Here is a 23,465-nt window from a genome sequence, read left to right on the forward strand (position 1 = left end):
TTTTCGATCGAAACACTTCCAGCCTGACCTGAAACGTCCAACTCATTGATATTCAAGGAGTTTTTCGTTCCGACTGCGCCGGAAGTGGGGCGAATTATAGAGAGATTAAATCGTGCGTCAAGGGCTAATTTGAAACTTTCGCAAAACAAAGCAAACCAGCCCTTCTCTATATAGGAAGGGCGGCTTACGCCGCCCTCTCTTTATTCAGCCTTCAGACTGATACGTGCAAACGCCTTCTTGCCCGCCTGACACACATGGGTGGAGCCCAGCTCGAAGACGAAGCCACGATCAACGACCTCACCATCGACCTTCACGCTTCCTGCCGCCAGCAGATCACGGGCTGCCGCCGAGTTCTTGACCAGGCCCGCCTTGTTCAGCACAGCAGAAATCGGCATGGCCTCGGCAGCCAGCACGTCGATCTGCGGCAGGTCCTCCGGCAGCTCGCCATCCTTCATGCGATTACCCGCTGCGCGGTGGGCATTGGCCGCAGCCTCCTCACCATGGAAGCGTGCCACGATCTCTTCAGCCAGCTTGATCTTGATATCCCGCGGGTTGGCACCAGCAGCCACTTCAGCACGGAACCCATCGATCTCTTCCATGGAGCGAAAGCTCAGCAGCTCGAAGTAACGCCACATCAACGTATCCGGGATCGACACCAGCTTGCTGTACATCACCCCTGGTGCTTCCTGGATACCTACATAGTTACCCAGCGACTTGGACATCTTCTTCACGCCATCCAGCCCTTCGAGCAATGGCATGGTGACGATGTTCTGCGCCTCCTGGCCGTAGCCACGCTGCAGCTCGCGCCCCATCAGCAGGTTGAACTTCTGGTCGGTACCGCCCAGCTCGACATCGGCCTTCAGCGCCACCGAGTCATAGCCCTGCACAAGCGGATAGAGGAACTCGTGAATCGCGATCGGCTGGTTGCTGGTATAGCGCTTGTCGAAGTCGTCGCGCTCGAGCATGCGCGCCACGGTGTACTGTGAAGCCAGGCGAATGAAGTCGGCCGGGGTCAGCGCGTCCATCCAGGTAGAGTTGAACGCGACCTCGGTCTTGGCCGGATCAAGAATCTTGAACACCTGCTGCTTGTAGGTCTCGGCGTTCTCCAGCACCTGCTCGCGGGTCAGCGGCGGGCGTGTGGCGCTCTTGCCGCTCGGGTCACCGATCATGCCGGTGAAGTCGCCGATCAGGAAGATCACCTGATGCCCCAGTTCCTGGAACTGGCGCAGCTTGTTAATAAGGACGGTGTGCCCCAGGTGCAGATCCGGCGCAGTCGGGTCGAAACCCGCCTTGATCCGCAGCGGTTGCCCGCGCTTGAGCTTCTCGACCAGTTCGGCCTCGACCAGTACCTCTTCCGCACCACGCTTGATCAGCGCTAGCTGCTCTTCAACCGACTTCATAACAGACCCGCAAGGCTCAGATTCAAAGGGCCCCAACCATACAAGATCAGCCATCAAATACAAGTTTTTGCCCCGGATGTGACCGCACACCCGACTGATGACGTCTGCGCGCTTGCGCTGAAGGGGATTTGGTTATATTTTATACAGTTATTTCATCTTCATCATGTCATTCATCTTTTCCAATCCATCTTTTTCAAAGTCAATCTACCTATGACCAACGAACCGACTAAAGCGCCTCCGCTTTATCCGAAGAGCCACCTGTTGGCCGCCAGCGGTATCGCCGCCCTGCTCAGCCTGGCCTTGCTGGTGTTCCCCTCCAGCGAGGTCGAAGCCAAGAAAACCACCCTTAACCTCGAGCTGGAATCCCCTGCCGAGCAGCTGAAGCAACAGGAAACCACCCAGGCCGACGTCCGCGAAGAAACCACCGCCTCGCCGTTCGCCCAGATTGACACTGCCCCCGCGCCCACCGAAGAAACCGCCAAGACCGAACCCACCCCAACTGCCGAACCCGCCAAGGATCCAAGCCACCGCGAAGTCACCGTGGCCCGTGGCGACACCCTGTCGACACTGTTCGCCAAGGTCGGCCTGCCGGCCAATGTGGTGCACGAGGTGCTTGCCAGCAACAAGCAGGCCAAGCAATTCAGCCAGCTCAAGCATGGCCAGGTACTGGAAATCGAACTGGACAAGGACGGCCAACTGGCCAGCCTGCACAGCAAGGTCAGCGATCTCGAGACCATCCGCCTGACCAAGGGCGACAAGGGCTATGCCTTCAACCGTGAAATCACCAAGCCTGTGGTTCGCTCGGCCTACGTGCACGGCGTCATCAAGAGTTCGCTGTCGGCTTCCGCGCAGCGTGCCGGCCTGAACCATTCGCTGACCATGGACATGGCCCGCATCTTCGGCTACGACATCGACTTCGCCCAGGACATCCGCCAGGGTGACGAATTCGACGTGATCTACGAACAGAAAGTGGTCAATGGCAAGGTGGTCGGCAACGGCAACATCCTGTCGGCACGCTTCACCAACCGCGGCAAGAGCTTCACTGCGGTGCGCTATACCAACAAGCAGGGCAACACCAGCTACTACACCGCCGACGGCAATAGCATGCGCAAGGCGTTCATTCGTACCCCGGTGGACTTCGCCCGCATCAGCTCGCGCTTCTCGGCAGGTCGCAAGCATCCTATCCTGAACAAGATCCGCGCCCACAAGGGCGTCGACTATGCAGCGCCGCGCGGCACGCCGATCAAGGCCGCCGGTGACGGCAAGGTACTGCTGGCCGGTCGTCGTGGAGGCTACGGCAACACCGTGATCATCAAGCACGGCAATACCTACCAGACCCTGTACGGGCACATGCAGGGCTTCGCCAAGGGCATCAAGACCGGCGGCACGGTCAAGCAGGGCCAGGTGATCGGCTACATCGGCACCACGGGGCTGTCCACCGGGCCGCACCTGCACTACGAGTTCCAGGTCAATGGCGTGCACGTCGACCCGCTCGGACAGAAGCTGCCAATGGCCGATCCGATCGCCAAGGCTGAACGCCAGCGCTTCCTGCAGCAAAGCCAGCCGCTGATGGCGCGCATGGAACAAGAGAAGGCCACCATGCTGGCCTCGGCCAAGCGCTAAGCCATGGCCCTGTATCTGGGAGTGATGTCCGGCACCAGCCTCGATGGCCTGGACATCGCCTTGATCAGACAGGAGCAGCGTCTCACGCTGCTCGCTACCCATTACATTCCGATGCCCCAGGCGCTGCGCGACGACTTGCTCGCGCTGTGCGCCAGCGGCCCCGACGAAATTGCCCGCGCCGCCCTGGCCGAGGCTGCCTGGGTGAGACTGGCCGCCGAGGGCATTCAGCAATTGCTGGCCGAACAGCACCTGCAGCCTGCAGATATCCGCGCTATTGGCAGCCACGGACAGACCATTCGCCACGAGCCTGCCCAGGGCTTCACCGTTCAGATCGGCAACCCGGCGCTGCTGGCAGAGCTGACCGGGATTACAGTGGTCAGCGATTTTCGCCGCCGCGACGTGGCTGCCGGCGGCCAGGGGGCCCCCTTGGTGCCGGCCTTTCATGAAGCGCTGTTCGACAATCAGGGCGAGCGCCTGGCAGTACTCAACGTCGGCGGCTTCAGCAACCTGAGCCTGATCGAGACCGGCAAGCCGGTCAGCGGCTTCGACTGTGGCCCGGGCAACGTACTGCTGGATGCCTGGATCAACGAGAAACAAGGTCACGGCTATGATGCCGACGGCGCCTGGGCGGCCACAGGCCACGTCATCCCCGGGCTGCTCGCCAGCCTGCTCAGCGATCCGTTCTTTGCCGGCACCGGTCCCAAGAGTACCGGCCGCGAGGTGTTCAACCTGACATGGCTGCGCAAGCACCTGGCCGGCCAGCCCCCCGGCAGCGATGCCGACGTGCAGGCCACCCTGCTCGAACTTACCGCCCATAGCATCGTCAGCTCGCTGCAGGCGGCGCAGACAGCCACCCAGGCGCTGCTGGTCTGTGGCGGCGGCGCCCACAACGGCACACTGATGAAGCGTCTGGCCTGCCTGCTGCCCAACGCCCGGGTCAGCAGCACTGCCATCAACGGCGTCGATCCAGACTGGGTGGAAGCCATGGCCTTCGCCTGGCTGGCACACTGCTGCCTGGAGGGCATCGCCGCCAACCGCCCCAGTGTTACTGGCGCCAAGGGCCTGCGCGTTCTGGGCGCGATCTACCCCGCCTGAACGCACACAGCAAAACGCCGCGCAGAGGCGCGGCGTCAGCAGTACTGCCTGTAACTCAGATCGAGAACGAAGAGCCGCAACCGCAGGTGGTGGTGGCGTTCGGGTTCTTGATGACGAAACGCGAACCTTCCAGACCTTCCTGGTAGTCCACTTCCGCGCCCGCCAGGTACTGGAAGCTCATCGGGTCGACCACCAGGGCAACACCCTCGCGCTCGACGATGGTGTCGTCTTCAGCCACATCTTCGTCGAAGGTGAAGCCGTACTGGAAGCCCGAGCAACCGCCACCGGTCACGAACACGCGCAATTTGAGGCGATCATTGCCCTCTTCATCGACGAGGGTCTTCACCTTGTGCGCGGCACCCTGCGTGAATTGCAAAATCGTGGGGGTGAAGGATTCGACGCTCATGCTGACTTTCTCCCGGCGCTGTTGCCGCCTTAATGCGTGATGACGTGCATTATCCGCTTCTCCGAGAAAATCGGTCAACAATAGAAGCAGCGGCAGGCCGCAAGCGACAAGCGGCAAATGCCGCCCTATGCCCGCTTGCAGCCTGCCAGTTGCGCCTTAAGGCAGCAGCCCGGCGTGGGACAGGCCCATACGCTCGTCCAGACCGAACAGAATGTTCAGGTTCTGTACCGCCTGGCCCGAGGCCCCCTTCACGAGGTTGTCGATTACCGACAACACCACCACCAGATCACCTCCTTGCGGGCGATGCACGGCAATGCGGCATACGTTGGCCCCGCGCACGCTGCGGGTTTCCGGGTGGCTGCCGGCTGGCATCACGTCGACGAACGGCTCATTGGCGTAGCGTTTTTCGAACAGCGCCTGAAGGTCGACCGAGGTGTCGGCGACGGTGGCATACAAGGTCGAATGAATACCGCGGATCATCGGCGTCAGGTGAGGCACGAACGTCAGGCCGACATCACCACCGGCTGCCCGGCGCAGGCCCTGACGGATCTCGGGCAGATGGCGGTGGCCTTTCACCGCGTAGGCCTTCATGCTTTCACCGGCTTCACAGAACAGCGAGCCAACGCTGGCACCGCGGCCCGCACCACTGACCCCAGACTTGCAGTCGGCAATCAGGCGCGAGGCATCAGCAATGCCCGCTTCCAGCAACGGCAGGAACCCCAGCTGGGTCGCGGTGGGGTAGCAACCCGGCACGGCGATCAGGCGGGCGCTGCGGATCTGCTCGCGGTTCACCTCCGGCAGGCCATACACCGCATCCTTGAGCAGCTCTGGCGCGCCGTGGGGCTGGCCGTACCACTGCGCCCACTCATCGGCGTCCTGCAGTCGGAAGTCGGCCGACAGGTCGATGACCTTGGTGCCGGCTGCCAGCAACTCGCCGGCCAGTGCATGGGCCACGCCGTGCGGGGTGGCGAAGAACACCACGTCACAGGCCGCCAGGGTCTTGGTGTCCGGCACGCTGAAAGCCAGGTTGTCGTAGTGGCCACGCAGGTTCGGGTACATCTCGGCCACCGGCAGGCCCGCTTCGGAACGCGAGGTGATGACTGCCACTTCAGCCTGTGGATGCTGTGCCAACAGACGCAGCAGCTCGACACCGGTGTAACCCGTGCCGCCGACGATACCGACCTTGACCATATACCTGCCCCTTTCAACGAACCGACTGGAAAACCACGGATAATATGGGCCCACAGCCTTGGTAACAACCGTTCGGGTGACGCCTGCACACACAAGCCACTACTATCTGACGACCGTGAACCTGAAGGACTACCTAAAAATGCTGTTTCTCTGGATCAAAGCCCTGCACATCGTCAGTGTCGTCTGCTGGTTTGCCGGCCTGTTCTACCTCCCTCGCCTGTTCGTCTATCACGCCCAGAGCCAGGACACCATCAGCCAGGAACGCTTCGTCACCATGGAGCGCAAGCTGTACCGCGGCATCATGGGCCCGGCAATGATCGCGACTTTCGTGTTCGGCATCTGGCTGCTCAGCCTCAACCCCGACTTCCTCAAGCAGGGCTGGATGCACGCCAAGCTGACCCTGATCATTCTGCTGACCGGCTACCATCACATGTGCGGCGCCAACGTGAAGCGCTTCGCGCGCGGCGAAAACACCCGCAGCCATGTGTACTTCCGCTGGTTCAATGAAGTGCCTGTGGTCATCCTGTTGCTCATCGTCATCCTGGTCGTGGTCAAACCGTTCTGATCCTCCACTCCGAGAGCCCGCCATGTCATTGCCCGCCCTGCTTGAACAACGCCTGCGCCTGCCCGTGGTGGTAGCGCCGATGTTCCTGATTTCCAATCCACAGCTGGTCCTGGCCTGCTGCAGCAATGGCATGGTGGGCAGCTTCCCGGCGCTCAACCAGCGTGACAGTGCCGGCTTCAGGGCCTGGCTGGAGCAGATAGAGGCGGGCCTGGCCGGGCTCGACAACCCCGCGCCCTATGCGGTGAACCTCATCGTGCACCCCAGCAACCCGCGCCTGCAGGCCGATCTTGCGATCTGCATCGAGCACCGCGTGCCCATCGTCATCACCAGCCTGGGTGCGGCAAAGGAAGTGGTCGATGCCGTCCACGGCTATGGCGGCCTGGTGTTCCATGACGTCACCACCCGGCGCCATGCCGAGAAAGCCGCCGAGGCCGGCGTAGACGGCCTGATCGCCGTGGCGGCGGGCGCCGGTGGTCACGCCGGTACGTGGAGCCCTTTTGCCCTGATTGCCGAAATTCGCCAGTTCTTCGACAAGACGCTGCTGCTGGCAGGCTGCCTGAACAGCGGTCACGAAGTTCTGGCCGCGCAACTGCTGGGCGCGGATCTCGCGTACATGGGCACCCACTTCATTGGCAGTACCGAAAGCCAGGCGCCTGACGCCTACAAACAAATGCTGCTGGATGCCAAGGCAGCCGATATCATCCACACCGCCGCAGTGTCCGGGGTGCCGGCCAGCTTCATGCGTCAGAGCCTGGAAAACGCCGGGTTCGACCTCAACGCTCTGGGCAAGTCGGGCGAAAGCCGGCTCAAGCCACTGGATGACGAGGCCAAGGCCTGGAAGACCGTATGGTCCGCCGGCCAGGGCGTCGGCGCCATCGACAGCCTGGGCACGGTTGATCAACTGATCGCTCGACTCGACCACGAATACCGCCAGGCCCAGGCCGCGGCGATCCAGCTGGGCCAGCACCGGCCTGGCTGAACCACTCTCAACGGCAAAGGAAGCCTGATGCGCGACACCTACATCAACCCCCTTCAACTGAACAACGAAAAGCTCAGGGTCATGAGCGTGCGCGGCCGCATTGGCAGGGTGCGGCTACTGGCCTGGAGCCTGGTGCTGATTGGCGCAGTGTTCGGGACAGTGCTGCTGGTTGCACTGATGTCCTCGCTCTCCAAAGACCTGGCCGCCGCCATCGTGCCGATGTTGCTGGCCGCCAAGATCTTCAGCCTGGTGTTCATCGCCCGGCGCCTGAACGACCTGGGCTTCAATGGCTGGTACAGCCTGTTGACCCTGATCCCCTACTACATCGGCAACCTGGTTTTCCTGGCCCTGCTGTTGATTCCCGGCAACCCCGCCAGCAATCGTTACGGGCCGCCACCGCCCCCCAACACCAAGGCGGTTATCGTGGTGGCCTCGCTGTGGATACCGTTCATGGCGTGGGGTATCTACATGACTGCCCTCAACGGCTGACCGCAGCCTTTACCTGCTCCAGTCTGTAAACTAGGCGCCAGCCGCACCGCCCCCTGCCGATTGGAGAACTGCATGACCCGTTACGCCATGATCACCGGCGCCTCCAGTGGCCTGGGCCTGGCATTGGCCGAGGCCCTCGCGCGCCGGGGGCGCAACCTGATACTGGTGGCCCGGCAGCGCGACCTGCTGGAAAGCATCGCCCTGGAACTGACCCAGCGCTTCGGCGTGGAAGTGCTACTGCGCGCCTGCGACCTGGGCGAGCCATTGCGCCTGTCCGGCTTTCTGCTGGAGCTCGAGGAAGGTGACAGACAGATCGACCTGCTGGTCAACTGCGCCGGCATCCGCACCTACGGGCACTTCCTGGCCCAGGAATGGGGCGACGAGCAGGACATCATCGAGGTCAACATCCTCGCCCTCACCCGCCTGTGCCATGCGCTGGGCAACGCGATGGCGGTGCAGGGTGGCGGGCAGATCCTCAATGTCGCGTCGCTGGCCGCCTTCGCTCCCGGCCCCTGGATGACCACCTATGCGGCGAGCAAGGCTTATGTGCTGCATTTTTCCGAAGGCCTGCGCGAGGAACTCAAGCAGACCGGTATCAAGGTTTCGGTGTTATGCCCCGGCCCGGTTCGATCGCCGCTGCGGCGCATCCCCCGGCTGGACAACGGCAACCGCTGCATGAGCCCCGAGGAAGTGGCCCTGTACACCGTGCGCGCACTGGAAAAGAACCGCGCACTGATCATCCCCGGTCGGCGCAACCGCTGGCTGGCCGCCAGCCCGCGTTGGCTGTCACGCTGGCTTGCGCGCAAGCTGGCCGGCGCAATCAACCGGGCCTACTGCCCACGCTGAAGCGAATCGGCACTGGGCGAGCAAGCGGCGCCTGAGTACACTCAAGCCCGAACCCCACCATGGAGCAAGCGTTGTGGAAACTCTGTTCACCAAGATCATCAACCGGGAGATTCCGGCCAGGATCATCTACGAGGACGACCAGGTTCTGGCCTTCCACGATATCGCCCCCCAGGCGCCGGTGCACTTTCTGGTCATCCCGAAAAAGCCGATCCGCACCCTCAACGACCTCACCGAAGAAGACAAAGGTCTGGCCGGTCATATCCTGTTCACCGCCCAGCGACTGGCCCGGGAACTGGGTTGCGAGGAAGGTTTCCGCGTGGTGATGAACTGCAACGAGCAGGGTGGACAGACCGTCTACCACATCCACATGCACGTGCTCGGCCAGCGCCAGATGACCTGGCCGCCGGGCTGATCCAACGCAAGCCCTGTCATCTGGATTGGGTTAAACTGTCGGGCACATTCTTGCGGAGGTGCCCGATGGCTACCGAACGTCACTATTCGCCGCTCGACCGCTTGTTGCTGCAGGCCGATACCGCCATGCGCACCTTGCTCCCCTTCAGCGGCCAACCGTCCCGCCCGTCGCCTGCGATCATCCAGCCAGACGCCGACCTGAGCGACGACCAGACCCGCCACGTCGCCGGCCTGATGCGCATCAACCACACCGGTGAAGTCTGTGCCCAGGCGCTGTACCAAGGCCAGGCCCTGACTGCCAAGCTGCCGCAGGTACGCAAGGCGATGGAACATGCCGCCGAGGAAGAAATCGACCACCTGGCCTGGTGCGAGCAGCGCATCCGCCAACTGGGCAGCCACCCGAGCGTTCTCAACCCGCTGTTCTATGGCATGTCGTTCGGCATCGGCGCTGTCGCCGGCCTGATCAGCGACAAGGTCAGCCTCGGTTTCGTCGCGGCCACCGAGCACCAGGTGTGCAAGCACCTGGACGAGCACCTGGAACAGATCCCGGCCGAGGACGAAAAGTCCCGCGCAATCCTCGAACAGATGCGCGTTGATGAAGAGCAGCACGCCGAGTCGGCACTGGATGCCGGCGGCTTTCGCTTCCCCGCACCGGTCAAGTTCGGCATGAGCCTGATGGCCAAGGTCATGACCAAGAGCACCTATCGAATCTGATGGAACACTTCGATGCCAGGGACCTGGCCCGCGCCGTCGATGCCGGCGTACTGAACCCGGGCCAGGACAAGGCCCTGCTTGAATTCCTCAAGCGCCAGCCCGCACAACGGCCCAGTTTCCAGCTGGCCCATGTCGCGTTCTACTTCGGCGCCCTGCTGATCATGGGGGCCATGGGCTGGCTGCTGAGCGAGGCTTGGATGCGCATCGGCGACAGCGCACTGTTGCTGATCGCGTTGGCCTACATGGCCGTGTTGACTGGCGGTGGCCTGGCACTTCAGCGCCGCGGCCAGCGTATTCCTGCCGGTCTGCTGGCAGCGGTGGCGGTCAGCATCGTACCGCTGGCGGTGTTCGCCCTCGAGCGCCTTACCGGCTTCTGGCCCCTGGACGATACCCAGACTCACTACCACAGCTACTACACCTACGTGCAGGGCGGCTGGCTGCTGATGGAAGCGGCCACCGTGATCGCCGGCCTGCTGATGCTGCGCCTGATCCCCTTCCCGTTCATCGTGATGCCCATCGCCGTGGCGCTGTGGTTCATGTCGATGGACCTGACCGAGTGGATCTACGGCGAGCCGTTCAACTGGGCGCAACGCCAGAAGGTTTCGCTTTGGTTCGGCCTCGGCCTGTTGCTGGTGTTCCTCGGCATCGATGGCCGAACCCGCGAGGACTATGCGTTCTGGGGTTATCTGGCCGGGCTGCTGGCCTTCTGGGGCGGGCTGACCTCGATGGACAGTGACAGCGAGGTCGGCAAGGCGCTGTACTGCCTGATCAACCTGGGGCTGATGGCGGTCGCCGTGCTGCTGCGCCGGCCATTGTTCATGGTGTTCGGGGCCATGGGCGTTTCGGCCTACCTTGGCTACCTGTCGTATGACGTATTCGCCGACTCGCTGCTGTTCCCGGTAGTGCTGAGCATGATCGGCCTGGGGGTCATCGGCCTTGGCCTGCTCTACCAGAAGCATCGCGAACGCCTGAGTACAAACCTTCGCGCACTGCTGCCGAACGGCCTGCTCGACCTGTTGCCGGGGCTTCGTCGATGAGGGTGCGCCTGCTGCTGATTCGAGCGCTGCAAAGCATGGGGTTGGTGCTGGTGGGCTACCTGTTCATCTTGGCGATGACCGCAAGCCTGCGCGAAACGCCCTTCAGCATGTCGCTGCCCTATCTCGGCGATTCCGACAACAGCGCGCTGGATCTGGCGCTGTTCTGTGTACCCGGAATGCTGCTGTTCGTGTTGCTGGGCAGTATCATCCGCCGGCGCCGCGTATTAGGCGGCGTGTTTGCTGCCATTGCGGCCGTCAGTGCCTGGCTGCTGTGCGAGTTGTTCTCCACCGCGTTCGGCAATACCTGGAGCACAAGCGAAGTACTCGGGCTGCTGGTGCTGAACCTGCACTGGTGGTTGCTGGCGCTGGTACCGGGGCTGATGCTGCTGTTTGCGCTGGAGCGCTTCGCCAGCAAGGCTGGCTCCTACAAGGGAAGCGGCATCCGCCTGTAGCAGCCCGCGTTACCGGCGAATGGCCACGCGACGATCAACCCAGCTCGACAATCTCGTAGGCGTGGGTGATCTCGACCCCGGCGCGCCCCAGCATGATCGATGCCGAGCAGTACTTCTCGGCCGACAACTCCACCGCGCGCTTGACCTGGGCCTCCTTCAGGCCGCGGCCCTTGACCACAAAGCGCAGATGAATCTTTGTGAACACCTTGGGGTCCTCGTCGGCCCGCTCGGCCTCGAGAAACGCCTCGCAGCTCTCTACCGCCTGGCGCGATTTCTTCAGAATGCTCACCACGTCGAAATTGCTGCAGCCACCCAGGCCCAGCAGGAGCATCTCCATCGGCCGCACGCCCAGGTTGCGCCCACCACTCTCGGGTGGACCATCCATGACCACTACATGGCCACTGCCCGATTCGCCAAGAAACATGGCTTCGCCTGCCCACTGGATACGCGCCTTCATCACCCGGATTCCCTTGCTTTGAAAAAAGGCTGTCAGCTTAGACCTTGCGCGCACGTGCGAAAAGGCTAAGCGTTCGAGTAAATATGCCGATACACCTACAGGCGTCTGATAAGCTGGCGCCAAACTGCTGGCACCCGCGCCCAGCGGTCGACAAGAATGCCCACGCGTCGCGTCTTTCCAGGATTCAGCCATGGTTGCAACAACCCTTCCAGCCAAGATCAAGAACATCGACAAGTTGCTCGCCCACTGCCAGCGTCGCCGCTTTGCAGCCAAGAACAACATCATCTGCGCTGGTGATCGGGCCGATACCCTGTCGTTCATCGTCAAGGGCTCGGTGACCATCCTGATCGAGGACGAGGAAGGCCGCGAGATGATCATCGCCTACCTCAACAGTGGCGATTTTTTCGGTGAGCTGGGCCTGTTCGAACCCATCGGCAAGGAACACCAGCGCAGCGCCTGGGTACGCGCCAAGACCGAATGCGAAGTGGCTGAAATCAGCTACGAGAAATTCCGTGAACTGGCCCGCCAGGACCAGGACATCCTTTACGCCCTGGGCAGCCAGATGGCCCAGCGCCTGCGCAACACCACGCAGAAGGTGGGCGACCTGGCGTTTTTCGACGTGACCGGTCGGGTGGCCCGCTGCCTGCTGGAGCTGTGCAAGCAGCCCGATGCCATGACCCACCCCGACGGCATGCAGATCAAGATCACCCGCCAGGAAATCGGCCGCATCGTCGGCTGCTCGCGAGAGATGGTCGGCCGCGTGCTCAAGGACCTCGAAGAACGTAACCTGGTGCATGTCAAAGGCAAGACCATGGTGGTCTTCGGCACCCGTTAATCGCGCTCGATCGCCGCGATCACCTGCGAGTAGGCCTGCTCCAGGCGCGCCAGCAGCGGTGCCTGGGGCACCACTTCATGCAGAGCGATATGACTGTCGGCGCGGCAGCGCTGCTCAAGCTCGCAGCATTCATTGAAGCGATTGACTGCCGCCACCATCGACTCGCGCTCGTTGTCCAGCAGCAAGGCGCCATGCACCAGCACCACCGGGCGCTTGCCGCCCAGGCCCTGACGCCAGCGCTGCGCCGTGCCGACCAGCTTGCGACCATTGAGGTTGACGTTGTAGCGCCCATCGCAGAACGCCCCCTCGATCTCCCCCACCGACGCCAGCCCGCCCCATTCGCGCAACACCTCGCATAGCGGCAGGCACAGGCGCTCGTAGGCCTTCTCGATACGACCGTGATCACCCTCGCTGCGCGGCGCCACATACACCAACGCGATATTGATTGTCGCAGCCGACTGCGGCACTGGCTCACCGCCGGTCTCGCGCAGCAGCACCGGCCAGCCGGCAACGGCCAATTCGGTGCAGGCGGCCTCGAAACCTTCCAGCCGGCTCATGCGCCGCGGCATCACCAGCGCGCGGTCCGTCGGCTGCCAGAACAGCAGGCCATGTTGCTTTTCGCCCTTGCACACAGCCGCCAGCAGGTCCTGCTCGGCCTGCAAGCCCGCCTCCACCGTCACCGCAACAGCTTGTTCAGTCATCACACCCACCTTGTCGATACAAAAAAGCCGGCAACGCCGGCTTCAGTGTGGATCAGTCCAGGCCTTGCGCCGGGTTGTGCACCACGCGCTCGGGGAAGAACAGGCGCTGCAGTTCCAACCCCGGGTGCTCGGCACGCATGAACGCTTCGCCCACCAGGAACGAGTAGACCTCGTTGATCTCCATCAGCTCGACGTCTGCCCGATTGAAAATGCCACTTTCGGTGATTGCCAGGCGATCACGCGGGATGCGCGGCAGCAGGTCGAGGGTGGTTTCCAGGCTCACCTCGAAGGTGTGCAGGTTGCGGTTGTTCACGCCCACCAGCGGTGTATCCAGGGTTTTCAGCGCACGCTCCAGCTCGTCGCCGTCGTGCACTTCGACCAATACATCCAGCCCTACGCTCTTCGCCGTGGCCGCCAGCTCGGCCATCTTCACGTCATCCAGCGCCGAGACGATCAGCAGCACGCAATCGGCACCCAGCGCACGGGCCTCGACGATCTGATAAGGATCGATCATGAAGTCCTTGCGGATCACCGGCAACGTGCACGCGGCGCGCGCCTGCTGCAGGTATGCATCGGCGCCCTGGAAGTAATCGATATCGGTAAGCACCGACAGGCAGGTGGCCCCGCCCTTTTCATAACTGACGGCAATGTCGGCCGGCACGAAGTCTTCGCGAATCACGCCCTTGCTCGGCGATGCCTTCTTGATCTCGGCGATCACTGCCGGCTGCTTGCGCTTTGCCTGCTCGATCAGCGCATTGGCGAACCCGCGCGGCGCATCGGCGACGGCCGCCAGGCGCTCGAGTTCAGCCAGGCTGACGCGGGCACTGCGCTCGGCCACTTCCTGAACCTTGCGCGCCAGGATGTTTTCCAGAACCGTCGGTACGCTCACTCTTCATTCTCCTGCTTGAATACCGCGGTAAAGGCGCCCAGCTCTTCGAGCTTTTCTCGCGCCAGCCCGGTGTGCAGTGCATCATGGGCCAGCTCGACGCCTTGCTTGAGGCTCATGGCATGGTCGGCGGCATACAGCGCAGCGCCGGCATTGAGCACGATCATTTCTGCCGCCTTCTGACCGTTTTCGGTCTTGCGGCGCCCCAGGGCATCGCGAATCAACTCCAGCGACGCGGCCGGGCTGTCTACCGCCAGGCCGTGCAGGCTCTGGCTCTTCATGCCCAGGTCTTCGGGCTCTACCCAGTACTCGGTGATTTCGCCGTTCTTCAGTTCCGCAACGAAGGTCGGCGCGGCCAGGCTGAATTCGTCCAGGCCGTCCTTGGAGTGCACCACCAGCACATGCTTGCTGCCCAGGCGTTGCAGCACCTCGGCCAGCGGCCGGCACAATGCCTGGGTGAACACGCCGACCACCTGGTGCCTGACCCCGGCCGGATTCGTAAGCGGGCCGAGCATGTTGAACAGCGTGCGCAGCCCCAGGTCACGACGCGGGGCGGCGGCATATTTCATCGCCTTGTGGTGGGTCTGGGCGAACATGAAGCCGATACCGACGCTGTCGATGCAACGCGCGACCTGCACCGGCGTCAGGTTCAGGTAGATACCGGCGGCCTCGAGCAGGTCGGCGCTGCCGCTCTTGCCCGATACCGCACGGTTGCCGTGCTTGGCCACGGTGCAGCCGGCAGCGGCCACGACAAATGCCGAGGCGGTGGAAACGTTGAAGATATTGGCGCCGTCGCCACCGGTACCGACCACATCGACCACCTGGTCCAGGGTCTGCAGTTGTACCTGGTCGGCCAGCTCGCGCATTACCGATACCGCACCGACGATCTCGTCGATGCTTTCGCTCTTCATGCGCATGCCCATCATGAAGGCGCCGATCTGCGCCTCGCTGCACTGGCCAGTCATGATCTCGCGCATCACATCGCGCATTTCCTCGGTGCTCAGGTCCAGGTGACCGACGATGCGGCCCAGCGCGCTCTTGATATCCATGGTGTCAAATCCTTAGCGGCGGCCGCCGGTCTGCTTGAGGAAGTTGGCGAACAGCTCGTGGCCCTGCTCGGTGAGGATCGACTCGGGGTGGAACTGCACCCCTTCGATGTTCAGTGTCTTGTGACGCAGGCCCATGATCTCGTCGACCGAGCCGTCGTCCAGGGTGGTCCAGGCAGTCACTTCCAGGCACTCGGGCAGCGTTTCGCGCTTGACCACCAGGGAATGGTAGCGGGTCACCGTCAACGGGTTGTTCAAGCCTGCGAACACACCCTGGTCGATGTGCGACACGGGGCTGGTCTTGCCGTGCATCACCTGGCGCGCCCGTACCACATCACCGCCAAAGGCCTGGCCGATGGACTGGTGGCCCAGGCACACGCCCAGGATCGGCAGCTTGCCGGCAAAGTGCAGGATGGCTTGGAGCGATACACCGGCCTCGGTCGGGGTGCACGGGCCAGGAGACACCACAATGCGCTCGGGTTGCAGTGCCTCGATCTGGGCGATGGTCAGTTCGTCATTGCGAATGACCTTGACCTCTGCACCCAGCTCGCCGAAGTACTGCACGACGTTGTAGGTGAAGGAGTCGTAGTTGTCGATCATCAGTAACATCTGGGTCAACCTCTTGAGTCTGGCGACTCTGAATTCTGTGTTGCGCCGCAGCGGCGCCCTTCTCAGCTGAGCGGTGTCTGTTCAGCCAAGGCTACCGCGCGGAACATCGCCCGACGCTTGTTGATGGTTTCTTCCCACTCCAGCGCCGGCACCGAGTCGGCGACGATGCCGCCACCAGCCTGCACATGCAGCTCACCGTCCTTGATCACGGCGGTGCGGATGGCAATGGCGGTGTCCATGTTGCCGTTCCAGGCCAGGTAGCCGACGGCGCCGCCGTACACGCCACGCTTGACCGGCTCCAGCTCGTCGATGATTTCCATGGCGCGGATCTTCGGCGCCCCCGACAGGGTACCGGCGGGCAGAATGGCGCGCAGCGCGTCCATCGCGCTCAGGCCCTGCTTGAGCTGGCCGGTGACGTTGGACACGATGTGCATCACGTTGGAGTAACGCTCGATCACCATCTTCTCGGTGACCTTGACCGAGCCGGTTTCGGAAACGCGACCGGTGTCGTTGCGGCCCAGGTCGATCAGCATCAGGTGCTCGGCGATCTCCTTGGCGTCCGACAGCAGGTCCTGCTCCAGCGCTCGGTCGGCCTCCTCGTTGGCACCACGCGGCCGGGTGCCGGCGATCGGGCGCACGGTGACCAGGTTGTCTTCGACCCGCACCAGCACTTCCGGCGAGCTGCCCACCACATGGAAGTCGCCGAAGTTGAAGAAGTACATGTACGGCGTGGGGTTGAAGCAGCGCAACGCGCGGTACAGGTCGATGGGCGCGGCCTTGAAGTCGATGGACATGCGCTGCGAGGGCACCACCTGCATGCAGTCGCCGGCCAGGATGTACTCCTTGACGGTATCGACGGCGCGTTCGTAGTCGGCCTGGGTGAAGCTTGAACGAAACTCCGGCTCAGCAGCCAGAGGGCCGCCCAGGGCCAGGCCGCGACGCGGGGCGATCGGCTGGCGCAGTTGTTCGAGCAGTTCTTCAAGACGCGCCAGGCCATTTTCGTAGGCGTTGTCCTGAGCGGGGTCGGCCAGCACGATGGCGTGCATCTTGCCGGCCAGGTTGTCGAACACCACCACGGCGTCCGACACCATCAGCAGGATGTCCGGCACGCCCAGCGGATCGGGATTAGGGCACTTGCCCAGGCGCTTCTCTACATAGCGCACGCAGTCGTAGCCGAAATACCCCACCAGGCCACCGTTGAAGCGCGGCAGGCCGTCGATGGTCGGTACGTTGTAGCGTTCCTTGAACGTCTCGACGAAGGCCAGCGGGTCTTCGACTTCATGCTGTTCGATCTCGACACCGTCATGGGTGATGCGCACCTGATGGTCATGCACGCGCAACACGGTGCGACATGGCAGGCCGATGATCGAATAACGCCCCCACTTCTCGCCGCCCTGCACCGATTCGAGCAGGTAGGAGTTGGGCTGGTCGGCCAGTTTCAGGTAGATCGACAGCGGCGTGTCGAAGTCGGCCAGGGTTTCGCAGGCCAGGGGAATGCGGTTGTAGCCGGCAGTGGCCAGGCGCAGGAATTCTTCGCGGGTCATGATAGCCTCGTGGCAATGGGGCAATAAGTCGTACAGGCAAACGCGCCGGATCAGGCCGGCCAGAAAAAAGTCAGGCGCGCCAACGCCAACGGGCCAGGGCCTTGATGACTTTCATCCAGAGTTTGCCGGGTGCCACCACGATGGAATCTCTATCAGGGGGGGATTGATCGTCCGACATTAGCTCAGTGGCCGAATCTAAGCAACCAGGCAGCAGCGCGCGCAGGTCATCGATCACCAGCGCGGGCGACTCCTCGCTGATCGGGCGGCCATGGTTGTAGCCGTAGCTGAGCGCCACGCATTGCACCCCTGCCGCCCGGGACGCCAGCACATCACTGCGCGAGTCGCCCACGAACAGCGCCTGGGCCGGCGCCACGTTAGCCATCTGCATCACGAACAGCAATGCGGCGGGGTCGGGTTTCTTCTGCGGCAGGGTGTCGCCGCCGATGATCCAGCGAAAGTATCGCCCGATCTTCATCTGGTCCAGCAAGGGAGCGACGAAGCGCTCCGGCTTGTTGGTGATCAGGGCCATTTCCACGCCCTGCTTGTGCAGCCACTTGAGGGTGTCACGCACGCCGGGGTAGACCACCGTCAATTCATGGTTGTCGGCATAGGCCTGCATGAACAGCTCGAGCCCGCGCGCGGCCTCATCGTCGTCCACCCCGGCATGCTCGATGCTGCCGGCCAGGGCGCGGCGCACCAGCACCTGCACGCCATTACCGACCCATTCGCGCACGGCGGCGACACCGGCGGGCTGGCGCCCCATTTCGAGCAGCATGTGATCCACGGCGGCCGCCAGGTCCGGCACCGAATCGATCAGGGTGCCATCCAGGTCGAACATCACCAGCTTGGGCAGGCCCCCGGGGAACAGCTGCTCGAAGCCGCTCATGGGCGGGCCAGGGCCAGTTCGGCGTGCATCCTGGCGATCACCTCTTTGTAGTCCGGGGCATTGAAGATCGCCGAGCCGGCCACGAAGGTGTCGGCGCCAGCAGCGGCGATTTCCCGGATATTGTTGACGTTGACCCCACCGTCGATCTCCAGGCGGATATCACGCCCGCTGGCATCGATCAGCGCGCGGGCTTCGCGCAGCTTGTCGAGGGTGGCCGGAATGAACTTCTGGCCGCCAAAGCCCGGGTTGACGCTCATGAGCAGGATCATGTCGACCTTGTCCATCACGTACTTGAGCGCATCCAGCGAGGCAGCCGGGTTGAACACAAGGCCCGCCTTGCAGCCGCCGTCACGGATCAGCTGCAGCGAGCGATCGACGTGCAGGGTGGCGTCGGGGTGGAAGGTGATGTAGGTGGCGCCGGCTTCGATGAAGTCGCCGATGATGCGGTCCACCGGGGTGACCATCAGGTGTGCGTCGATCGGCGCGGTCACGCCGTACTTGCGCAGGGCGCTGCACACCATCGGACCGATGGTAAGGTTGGGAACGTAGTGGTTGTCCATCACGTCGAAGTGGACGATGTCGGCGCCGGCTTCGAGCACCTTGTCGACTTCTTCGCCCAGGCGGGCAAAGTCGGCTGAGAGGATGGAGGGGGCAATAGCGTAGGGCTGCATGGCGCACCTGTTGGGCAGAATCACGGTGGCGCGCATTGTACCTCAGGCAAACCGTCAGGGGCTGACTGGCATCAAGCCTGGATCAGGATCGGTGGTGCCCACTTCGCCGGCAAGGCCGGCTCCTACAGGAGCCAGCCCTACCGGCGAAGGGTCATCTGTTTCAGCCCGGCTGTTGGGTACGCAGCTTCTCGCCACGCCCGCGCAGCCATTCCAGGGTCAGCAACAGCACCACCGAGAACGCGATCAGCAAGGTCGCCGCTGCAGCAATGGTCGGGCTCAGGTTCTCGCGGATACCGCTGAACATCTGGCGTGGCAGCGTGGCCTGCTCCGGCCCGGCGAGGAACAGCGTCACCACCACCTCGTCGAACGATGTCGCGAAGGCGAACAGGGCCCCCGAGATCACACCCGGGGCGATCAGCGGCAGGGTCACCCGGCGGAACGTGGTGACCGGCGAGGCGCCCAGGCTGGCCGCAGCCCGTACCAGGTTGTGGTTGAAGCCTTGCAGGGTGGCCGACACCGTGATGATCACGAACGGTACACCCAGCACCGCATGCACCAGAATCAGCGAGGTGAAGCTGTTGCCCAGGCCCAGCGGGGCGAAGAACAGGTAGCTGGCCACACCGATGATCACCACCGGTACTACCATCGGCGAGATCACCAGGGCCATCACCAGCGATTTGCCGGGGAAGTCGCCACGGGTCAGGCCGATCGAGGCCAGGGTGCCGAACACCATCGCCAGCAGCGTCGCGGCCGGGGCCACGATGATGCTGTTCTTGAGGGCGCGCATCCACTCGGCCGAACCGAAGAAGTCTTGGTACCACTGCAGCGAGAAGCCTTGCAGCGGATACACCAGGAAGCTCCCCGAGTTGAACGACAACGGGATGATCACCAGTACCGGCAACACCAGGAACAGCAGCACCAGCCCGCAAAGGATGCGCAAACTGTAGTACCAGACCCGTTCGACGGGCGACATGTAAGGGCTCAGCATGACAACGCTCCTCAGCTCAGACGCAGGCGGCTTGCGCCAACCAGCCAGCTATAGATCAGGTACAACAGCACGGTGGCCAGCAACAGCAACCCGCCCAGCGCGGTGGCCATGCCCCAGTTGATGCTGGTGTTGGTGTAGAAGGCGACAAAGTAGCTGACCATCTGGTCGTTCGGGCTGCCCAGCAGTGCCGGGGTGATGTAGTAGCCGATCGCCAGGATGAACACCAGCAGGCACCCTGCGCCGACGCCGGCATAGGTCTGCGGCAGGTACACCCGCCAGAAGCTGGCGAACGGATGGCAACCCAGGGAGATCGCCGCACGCATGTAGGTCGGGGAAATGCCCTTCATCACGCTGTAGATCGGCAAAATCATGAACGGCAGCAGAATGTGGACCATCGAGATGTACACGCCGGTACGGTTGAACACCAGTTCCATCGGCTTGTCGATCAGCCCCAGCGCCATCAGGCCGCTGTTGATCAGCCCCCCGGACTGGAGCAGCACGATCCACGCCGCCACCCGCACCAGGATCGAGGTCCAGAACGGCAGCAACACCAGGATCATCAGCAGGTTGCTCTGCCGGGTCGGCAGGTTGGCCAGCAGGTAGGCCAGCGGGTACGCCAACGCCAGGCAGATGACGGTGATCACCAGGCCCATCCACAGGGTGCGGGCAAAGATGTCGAGGTAGATGGCCTGGTCCGGGGTGGTCGGCGCCAGCTCGCCCAGGTCATCGATACGGTGGTCCACCGAGGCCAGCAGGTAGAACGGCGTCACGCTGCTGGTGTTGCGGCGGATCGCCTGCCAGTAGGCCGGGTCGCCCCAACGCTCGTCCAGCTCCTGCAACGCATCCTTGTAGGATTGCGGCTCGGTCTTGAACGGCAGGGCCCGGGCAGTCTTGGCCAGCAGGCTGCGGTAGCCGGCCAGCTCCATGTTCAGACGCTTGGAAACATCGCCCAGGGTCTGGTTCTTGCGCGATTCGGCGAGGTCTTCGCTGAGGGCCTTGTACACGTCCTCGCCAGGCAGGCTCTTGCCGTCCCATTCAGCCACCGCGGCGACGGTGCGCGGCAAGCCGCCAACCACCTCGGGGTTGCCGACGCTCTTGTACAGCAGCGCGGCGATCGGCACGATGAAAACCAGCAGCAGAAACACTGCCAGCGGTGCGATCAATGCTTTTGCCTTCCAGCGGTTGACGCGTTCAGCACGCGCCAGGCGCTTCTTGAGGTTGGAACCTGCGCCTTCGTTCAGGGGCACTGCGATGGCCATAGCGAACTCCGAAAATCTTGGAAACAAGAGGCGTCAGCACGATGCCGACGCCCCATTGGCACGGCTTACTTGGCCGCCCAGGCGTTGAAGCGTTGTTCCAGCTGCTCGCTGTTGTCAGCCCAGAACACCACGTCGATCTGCACCTGATTGGCGATGTTCTCCGGCGTGGTCGGCATGTCCTTCTTGACCTCGTCCGTCAGCAACGCCACGGCCTTGCTGTTGGCCGGACCGTAGGCGATGTTCGAGGAGAACACCTTCTGCTGCTCGGGCTGGATCGAGAAGGCGATGAACTTCTTGGCGTCCTCGAGGTTTTTCGCGCCCTTCGGAATGGCCCAGGCATCGAAGTCGTAGATACCGCCGTTCCATACCACCTTCAGGTTGCTTTCCTTCTGCACCGCAGCGATGCGACCGTTGTAGGCCGAGCTCATCACCACGTCGCCCGAGGCCAGGTACTGCGGCGGCTGTGCACCTGCTTCCCACCACTGGATGTTTGGCTTGAGGGCGTCGAGCTTCTTGAAGGCGCGGTCCTGGCCTTCCTTGGTGCCCAGCACCTTGTAGACGTCTTTAGGTGCCACACCGTCGGCCATCAGCGCGAATTCCAGGGTGTACTTGGCACCCTTGCGCAGGCCGCGCTTGCCCGGGAATTTCTGGGTATCCCAGAAATCCGCCCAGCTGGTGGGCGCAGTCTTGAGTTTGTCGGCGTTGTAGGCCATGACGGTCGACCACACGAAGAAGCCCACGCCACACGGCTGGATGGCGCCGGCCACATAGTCGGACTCATCGCCGAACAGGGCCGGGTCGAGCTGCTCGAACATGCCTTCGTCACAACCGCGGGCCAGTTCCGGCGACTCCACCTCCACCAGGTTCCAGCTCACGCTCTTGGTGTCGACCATGGCCTTGACCTTGGCCATTTCACCGTTGTAGTCGGCGGGGATGATCTTGCCGTTGCCGGCCTTTTCCCACGGCTCGTAGAACGCCTTGACCTGGGCGGCCTTGTTGGCCCCCCCGAATGCGACCACGGTCAGGTCGGCGGCGATGGCCTGGCTTGCTGCGAACAGGCCCAGGGTCAGAGCGGTCAGCTTCAAGTGTTTGTTCATTATTGTTCTCTCCGCGTTGCTGGGATGGGTGAGGCGATCCTCACTGGGCTTCCAGAATAGGATCGAGTGCGCGACCGTGCTCGACCTCCCAGCCCAGTGGCACCACATCGCCCACGGCCAGGGCCGGGTCGAGTTCGGCGATGGGTTGCTTCACGAAGAAGTCCGCCTTGCCGCACACTTCCAGACGCACCCGCACGTGGTCGCCCAGGTAGATGAATTCGGCCACCCGCCCAGAGAAGCGGTTGACGCAGCTTTCGCTGTGACCGTTCAGACGCACGCGCTCCGGACGGATCGACAGGGTGACCGGCTCGCCCGGCTGGCCGACGTTGACGGCCAGTGCCTCGACCTTCTCGCCACGGGGCAGCGCCACCAGGCAGCGATCGCCGGTCTGGCTGAGCAGACGCCCGTTGATACGGTTGTTCTCGCCGATGAAGTTGGCCACGAAGGTATTCTTCGGCTCTTCATACAGGGTGCGCGGGTCGGCGATCTGCTGGATCTCGCCCTGGTGGAACACGGCCACGCGGTCGGACATGGTCAGCGCTTCGCCCTGGTCGTGGGTCACGTAGACCACGGTCACGCCCAGACGCTGGTGCAGGTGCTTGATTTCCATCTGCATGTGTTCGCGCAGCTGCTTGTCGAGGGCGCCGAGGGGTTCGTCCATCAGTACCAGTTGCGGTTCGAACACCAGGGCGCGAGCCAGCGCAACACGCTGCTGCTGGCCGCCTGAAAGCTGGCCGGGGTAGCGCTGGGCGAAGGTTTCGAGCTGCACCATGTTCAGCACGCGCTTGACCCGCTCGCTGATGTCGGTCTTGCTCAGGTTGCGCACGCTCAGCGGGAAGGCCAGGTTCTCGGCCACGGTCATGTGCGGGAACAACGCATAGTTCTGGAACACCATGCCGATGTCGCGCTTGTGCGGCGGCACGTTGTTGATCGAACGCCCGTCCAGCAGGATCTCGCCGGCGGTAGGGGTTTCGAACCCTGCCAGCATCATCAAGCTGGTGGTCTTGCCCGAGCCCGAGGGGCCGAGCAGGGTCAGGAACTCGCCTTTGCGAATATCCAGATTCAGGTCTTTGACGATCAGCGACTCGCCGTCGTAGCTCTTCTGCACACCACGGAAGCTGACCAGCACTTCGCCGGTTGCAGCGTTCGAATTCACCTCACTCATACCTGCACCTTCTTGTTGGATGACTGCTGTGACCCAAGACTAGAGAAGGCAGAAGGTGGCGCAAATCGGGGGTGCTGAGAGAATGCCATCAGCCGGATGGAAACTTGCGGGTA

General features: G+C 63.0%; 26 protein-coding genes. 11 read left to right on the plus strand and 15 right to left on the minus strand.

The window, feature by feature from the left end:
* Nucleotides 1–200: 200 nt before the first annotated feature.
* On the minus strand, nt 201–1,400 hold the full coding sequence (gene tyrS, locus FW760_RS05030; protein WP_054915947.1) for a tyrosine--tRNA ligase: 1,200 nt from the start codon (nt 1,398–1,400) through the stop codon (nt 201–203).
* Between the two features lie 210 nt (nt 1,401–1,610).
* Between tyrS and FW760_RS05035 the strand changes: the two genes are divergently transcribed.
* On the plus strand, nt 1,611–3,023 hold the full coding sequence (locus FW760_RS05035) for a peptidoglycan DD-metalloendopeptidase family protein (RefSeq protein ID WP_043859836.1): 1,413 nt from the start codon (nt 1,611–1,613) through the stop codon (nt 3,021–3,023).
* A 3-nt stretch (nt 3,024–3,026) separates the two neighbouring features.
* Nucleotides 3,027–4,118, plus strand: coding sequence for an anhydro-N-acetylmuramic acid kinase (locus FW760_RS05040; RefSeq protein ID WP_043859835.1), 1,092 nt, complete (start codon nt 3,027–3,029; stop codon nt 4,116–4,118).
* Between the two features lie 55 nt (nt 4,119–4,173).
* Here FW760_RS05040 and erpA read toward each other — a convergent pair whose 3' ends face one another.
* Together erpA and argC are read right to left on the minus strand one after the other, a co-directional pair.
* Nucleotides 4,174–4,524: an iron-sulfur cluster insertion protein ErpA gene (erpA, locus tag FW760_RS05045; protein ID WP_043859834.1), complete on the minus strand. Its 351-nt coding sequence runs from the start codon at nt 4,522–4,524 to the stop codon at nt 4,174–4,176.
* Between the two features lie 156 nt (nt 4,525–4,680).
* Nucleotides 4,681–5,715, minus strand: coding sequence for an N-acetyl-gamma-glutamyl-phosphate reductase (gene argC, locus FW760_RS05050; protein WP_043859833.1), 1,035 nt, complete (start codon nt 5,713–5,715; stop codon nt 4,681–4,683).
* Nucleotides 5,716–5,854: 139 nt separating this feature from the next.
* Here argC and hemJ point away from each other — a divergent pair, with 139 nt between their 5' ends.
* The 8 genes from hemJ to FW760_RS05090 all read left to right on the plus strand — a co-directional run bounded on the left by hemJ (nt 5,855) and on the right by FW760_RS05090 (nt 11,208).
* A complete protein-coding gene (hemJ, locus tag FW760_RS05055) occupies nt 5,855–6,280 on the plus strand; it encodes a protoporphyrinogen oxidase HemJ (RefSeq protein ID WP_043859832.1) in 426 nt (141 codons plus the stop codon).
* Nucleotides 6,281–6,302: 22 nt separating this feature from the next.
* Nucleotides 6,303–7,259, plus strand: a complete 957-nt coding sequence (locus FW760_RS05060) for an NAD(P)H-dependent flavin oxidoreductase (RefSeq protein WP_116052333.1) — start codon at nt 6,303–6,305, stop codon at nt 7,257–7,259.
* 27 nt (nt 7,260–7,286) lie between these two features.
* Nucleotides 7,287–7,748, plus strand: coding sequence for a DUF805 domain-containing protein (locus FW760_RS05065; protein ID WP_058541845.1), 462 nt, complete (start codon nt 7,287–7,289; stop codon nt 7,746–7,748).
* Nucleotides 7,749–7,820: 72 nt separating this feature from the next.
* Complete coding sequence (locus FW760_RS05070; RefSeq protein ID WP_043859830.1) at nt 7,821–8,594, plus strand: SDR family NAD(P)-dependent oxidoreductase; 774 nt, start codon at nt 7,821–7,823, stop codon at nt 8,592–8,594.
* A gap of 73 nt (nt 8,595–8,667) precedes the next feature.
* On the plus strand, nt 8,668–9,006 hold the full coding sequence (locus FW760_RS05075; RefSeq protein WP_116052334.1) for a histidine triad nucleotide-binding protein: 339 nt from the start codon (nt 8,668–8,670) through the stop codon (nt 9,004–9,006).
* A 65-nt stretch (nt 9,007–9,071) separates the two neighbouring features.
* Nucleotides 9,072–9,719 carry a 2-polyprenyl-3-methyl-6-methoxy-1,4-benzoquinone monooxygenase gene (gene coq7 / locus FW760_RS05080; RefSeq protein ID WP_054915949.1) on the plus strand — a complete coding sequence of 216 codons (648 nt, stop codon included), beginning with the start codon at nt 9,072–9,074 and terminating at the stop codon, nt 9,717–9,719.
* Nucleotides 9,716–10,756: a DUF2157 domain-containing protein gene (locus FW760_RS05085; protein ID WP_058541843.1), complete on the plus strand. Its 1,041-nt coding sequence runs from the start codon at nt 9,716–9,718 to the stop codon at nt 10,754–10,756. Before coq7 ends, FW760_RS05085 begins: the two co-directional genes overlap by 4 nt.
* Nucleotides 10,757–10,758: 2 nt before the next feature.
* Nucleotides 10,759–11,208, plus strand: coding sequence for a hypothetical protein (locus FW760_RS05090; protein ID WP_446443675.1), 450 nt, complete (start codon nt 10,759–10,761; stop codon nt 11,206–11,208).
* A gap of 34 nt (nt 11,209–11,242) precedes the next feature.
* Here FW760_RS05090 and FW760_RS05095 read toward each other — a convergent pair whose 3' ends face one another.
* Nucleotides 11,243–11,665 carry an OsmC family protein gene (locus FW760_RS05095; protein WP_043859826.1) on the minus strand — a complete coding sequence of 141 codons (423 nt, stop codon included), beginning with the start codon at nt 11,663–11,665 and terminating at the stop codon, nt 11,243–11,245.
* Between the two features lie 190 nt (nt 11,666–11,855).
* Here FW760_RS05095 and crp point away from each other — a divergent pair, with 190 nt between their 5' ends.
* Complete coding sequence (gene crp / locus FW760_RS05100) at nt 11,856–12,500, plus strand: cAMP-activated global transcriptional regulator CRP (RefSeq protein WP_043859825.1); 645 nt, start codon at nt 11,856–11,858, stop codon at nt 12,498–12,500.
* On the opposite strand, the gene FW760_RS05105 is transcribed toward crp, so the two are convergent.
* From FW760_RS05105 to FW760_RS05155, 11 genes are all read right to left on the minus strand, one after another.
* Complete coding sequence (locus FW760_RS05105) at nt 12,497–13,201, minus strand: lipoate--protein ligase family protein (RefSeq protein WP_058541841.1); 705 nt, start codon at nt 13,199–13,201, stop codon at nt 12,497–12,499. The genes crp and FW760_RS05105 overlap by 4 nt on opposite strands.
* A 52-nt stretch (nt 13,202–13,253) precedes the next feature.
* Complete coding sequence (gene trpC / locus FW760_RS05110) at nt 13,254–14,090, minus strand: indole-3-glycerol phosphate synthase TrpC (protein ID WP_054915953.1); 837 nt, start codon at nt 14,088–14,090, stop codon at nt 13,254–13,256.
* Nucleotides 14,087–15,136, minus strand: coding sequence for an anthranilate phosphoribosyltransferase (trpD, locus tag FW760_RS05115; protein WP_043863772.1), 1,050 nt, complete (start codon nt 15,134–15,136; stop codon nt 14,087–14,089). The genes trpC and trpD overlap by 4 nt, the downstream gene beginning before the upstream one ends.
* A 12-nt stretch (nt 15,137–15,148) precedes the next feature.
* Nucleotides 15,149–15,742, minus strand: a complete 594-nt coding sequence (locus FW760_RS05120; RefSeq protein WP_043863771.1) for an aminodeoxychorismate/anthranilate synthase component II — start codon at nt 15,740–15,742, stop codon at nt 15,149–15,151.
* Between the two features lie 62 nt (nt 15,743–15,804).
* Nucleotides 15,805–17,286: an anthranilate synthase component I gene (gene trpE, locus FW760_RS05125; protein WP_116052335.1), complete on the minus strand. Its 1,482-nt coding sequence runs from the start codon at nt 17,284–17,286 to the stop codon at nt 15,805–15,807.
* 70 nt (nt 17,287–17,356) lie between these two features.
* On the minus strand, nt 17,357–18,172 hold the full coding sequence (locus tag FW760_RS05130; protein ID WP_043863769.1) for a phosphoglycolate phosphatase: 816 nt from the start codon (nt 18,170–18,172) through the stop codon (nt 17,357–17,359).
* Nucleotides 18,169–18,843: a ribulose-phosphate 3-epimerase gene (gene rpe, locus FW760_RS05135; RefSeq protein WP_043863783.1), complete on the minus strand. Its 675-nt coding sequence runs from the start codon at nt 18,841–18,843 to the stop codon at nt 18,169–18,171. Before rpe ends, FW760_RS05130 begins: the two co-directional genes overlap by 4 nt.
* Before the next feature lie 160 nt (nt 18,844–19,003).
* Nucleotides 19,004–19,831, minus strand: a complete 828-nt coding sequence (locus FW760_RS05140; protein ID WP_043863768.1) for an ABC transporter permease — start codon at nt 19,829–19,831, stop codon at nt 19,004–19,006.
* A gap of 11 nt (nt 19,832–19,842) precedes the next feature.
* Nucleotides 19,843–21,090, minus strand: coding sequence for an ABC transporter permease (locus tag FW760_RS05145; RefSeq protein WP_043863767.1), 1,248 nt, complete (start codon nt 21,088–21,090; stop codon nt 19,843–19,845).
* A gap of 65 nt (nt 21,091–21,155) precedes the next feature.
* Nucleotides 21,156–22,187 carry an ABC transporter substrate-binding protein gene (locus FW760_RS05150; RefSeq protein WP_054915954.1) on the minus strand — a complete coding sequence of 344 codons (1,032 nt, stop codon included), beginning with the start codon at nt 22,185–22,187 and terminating at the stop codon, nt 21,156–21,158.
* A gap of 40 nt (nt 22,188–22,227) precedes the next feature.
* Nucleotides 22,228–23,352, minus strand: coding sequence for an ABC transporter ATP-binding protein (locus tag FW760_RS05155; RefSeq protein ID WP_043863765.1), 1,125 nt, complete (start codon nt 23,350–23,352; stop codon nt 22,228–22,230).
* Between the last annotated feature and the right edge of the window lie 113 nt (nt 23,353–23,465).

It is taken from the genome of Pseudomonas sp. 1176_21 (genome assembly GCF_052850635.1).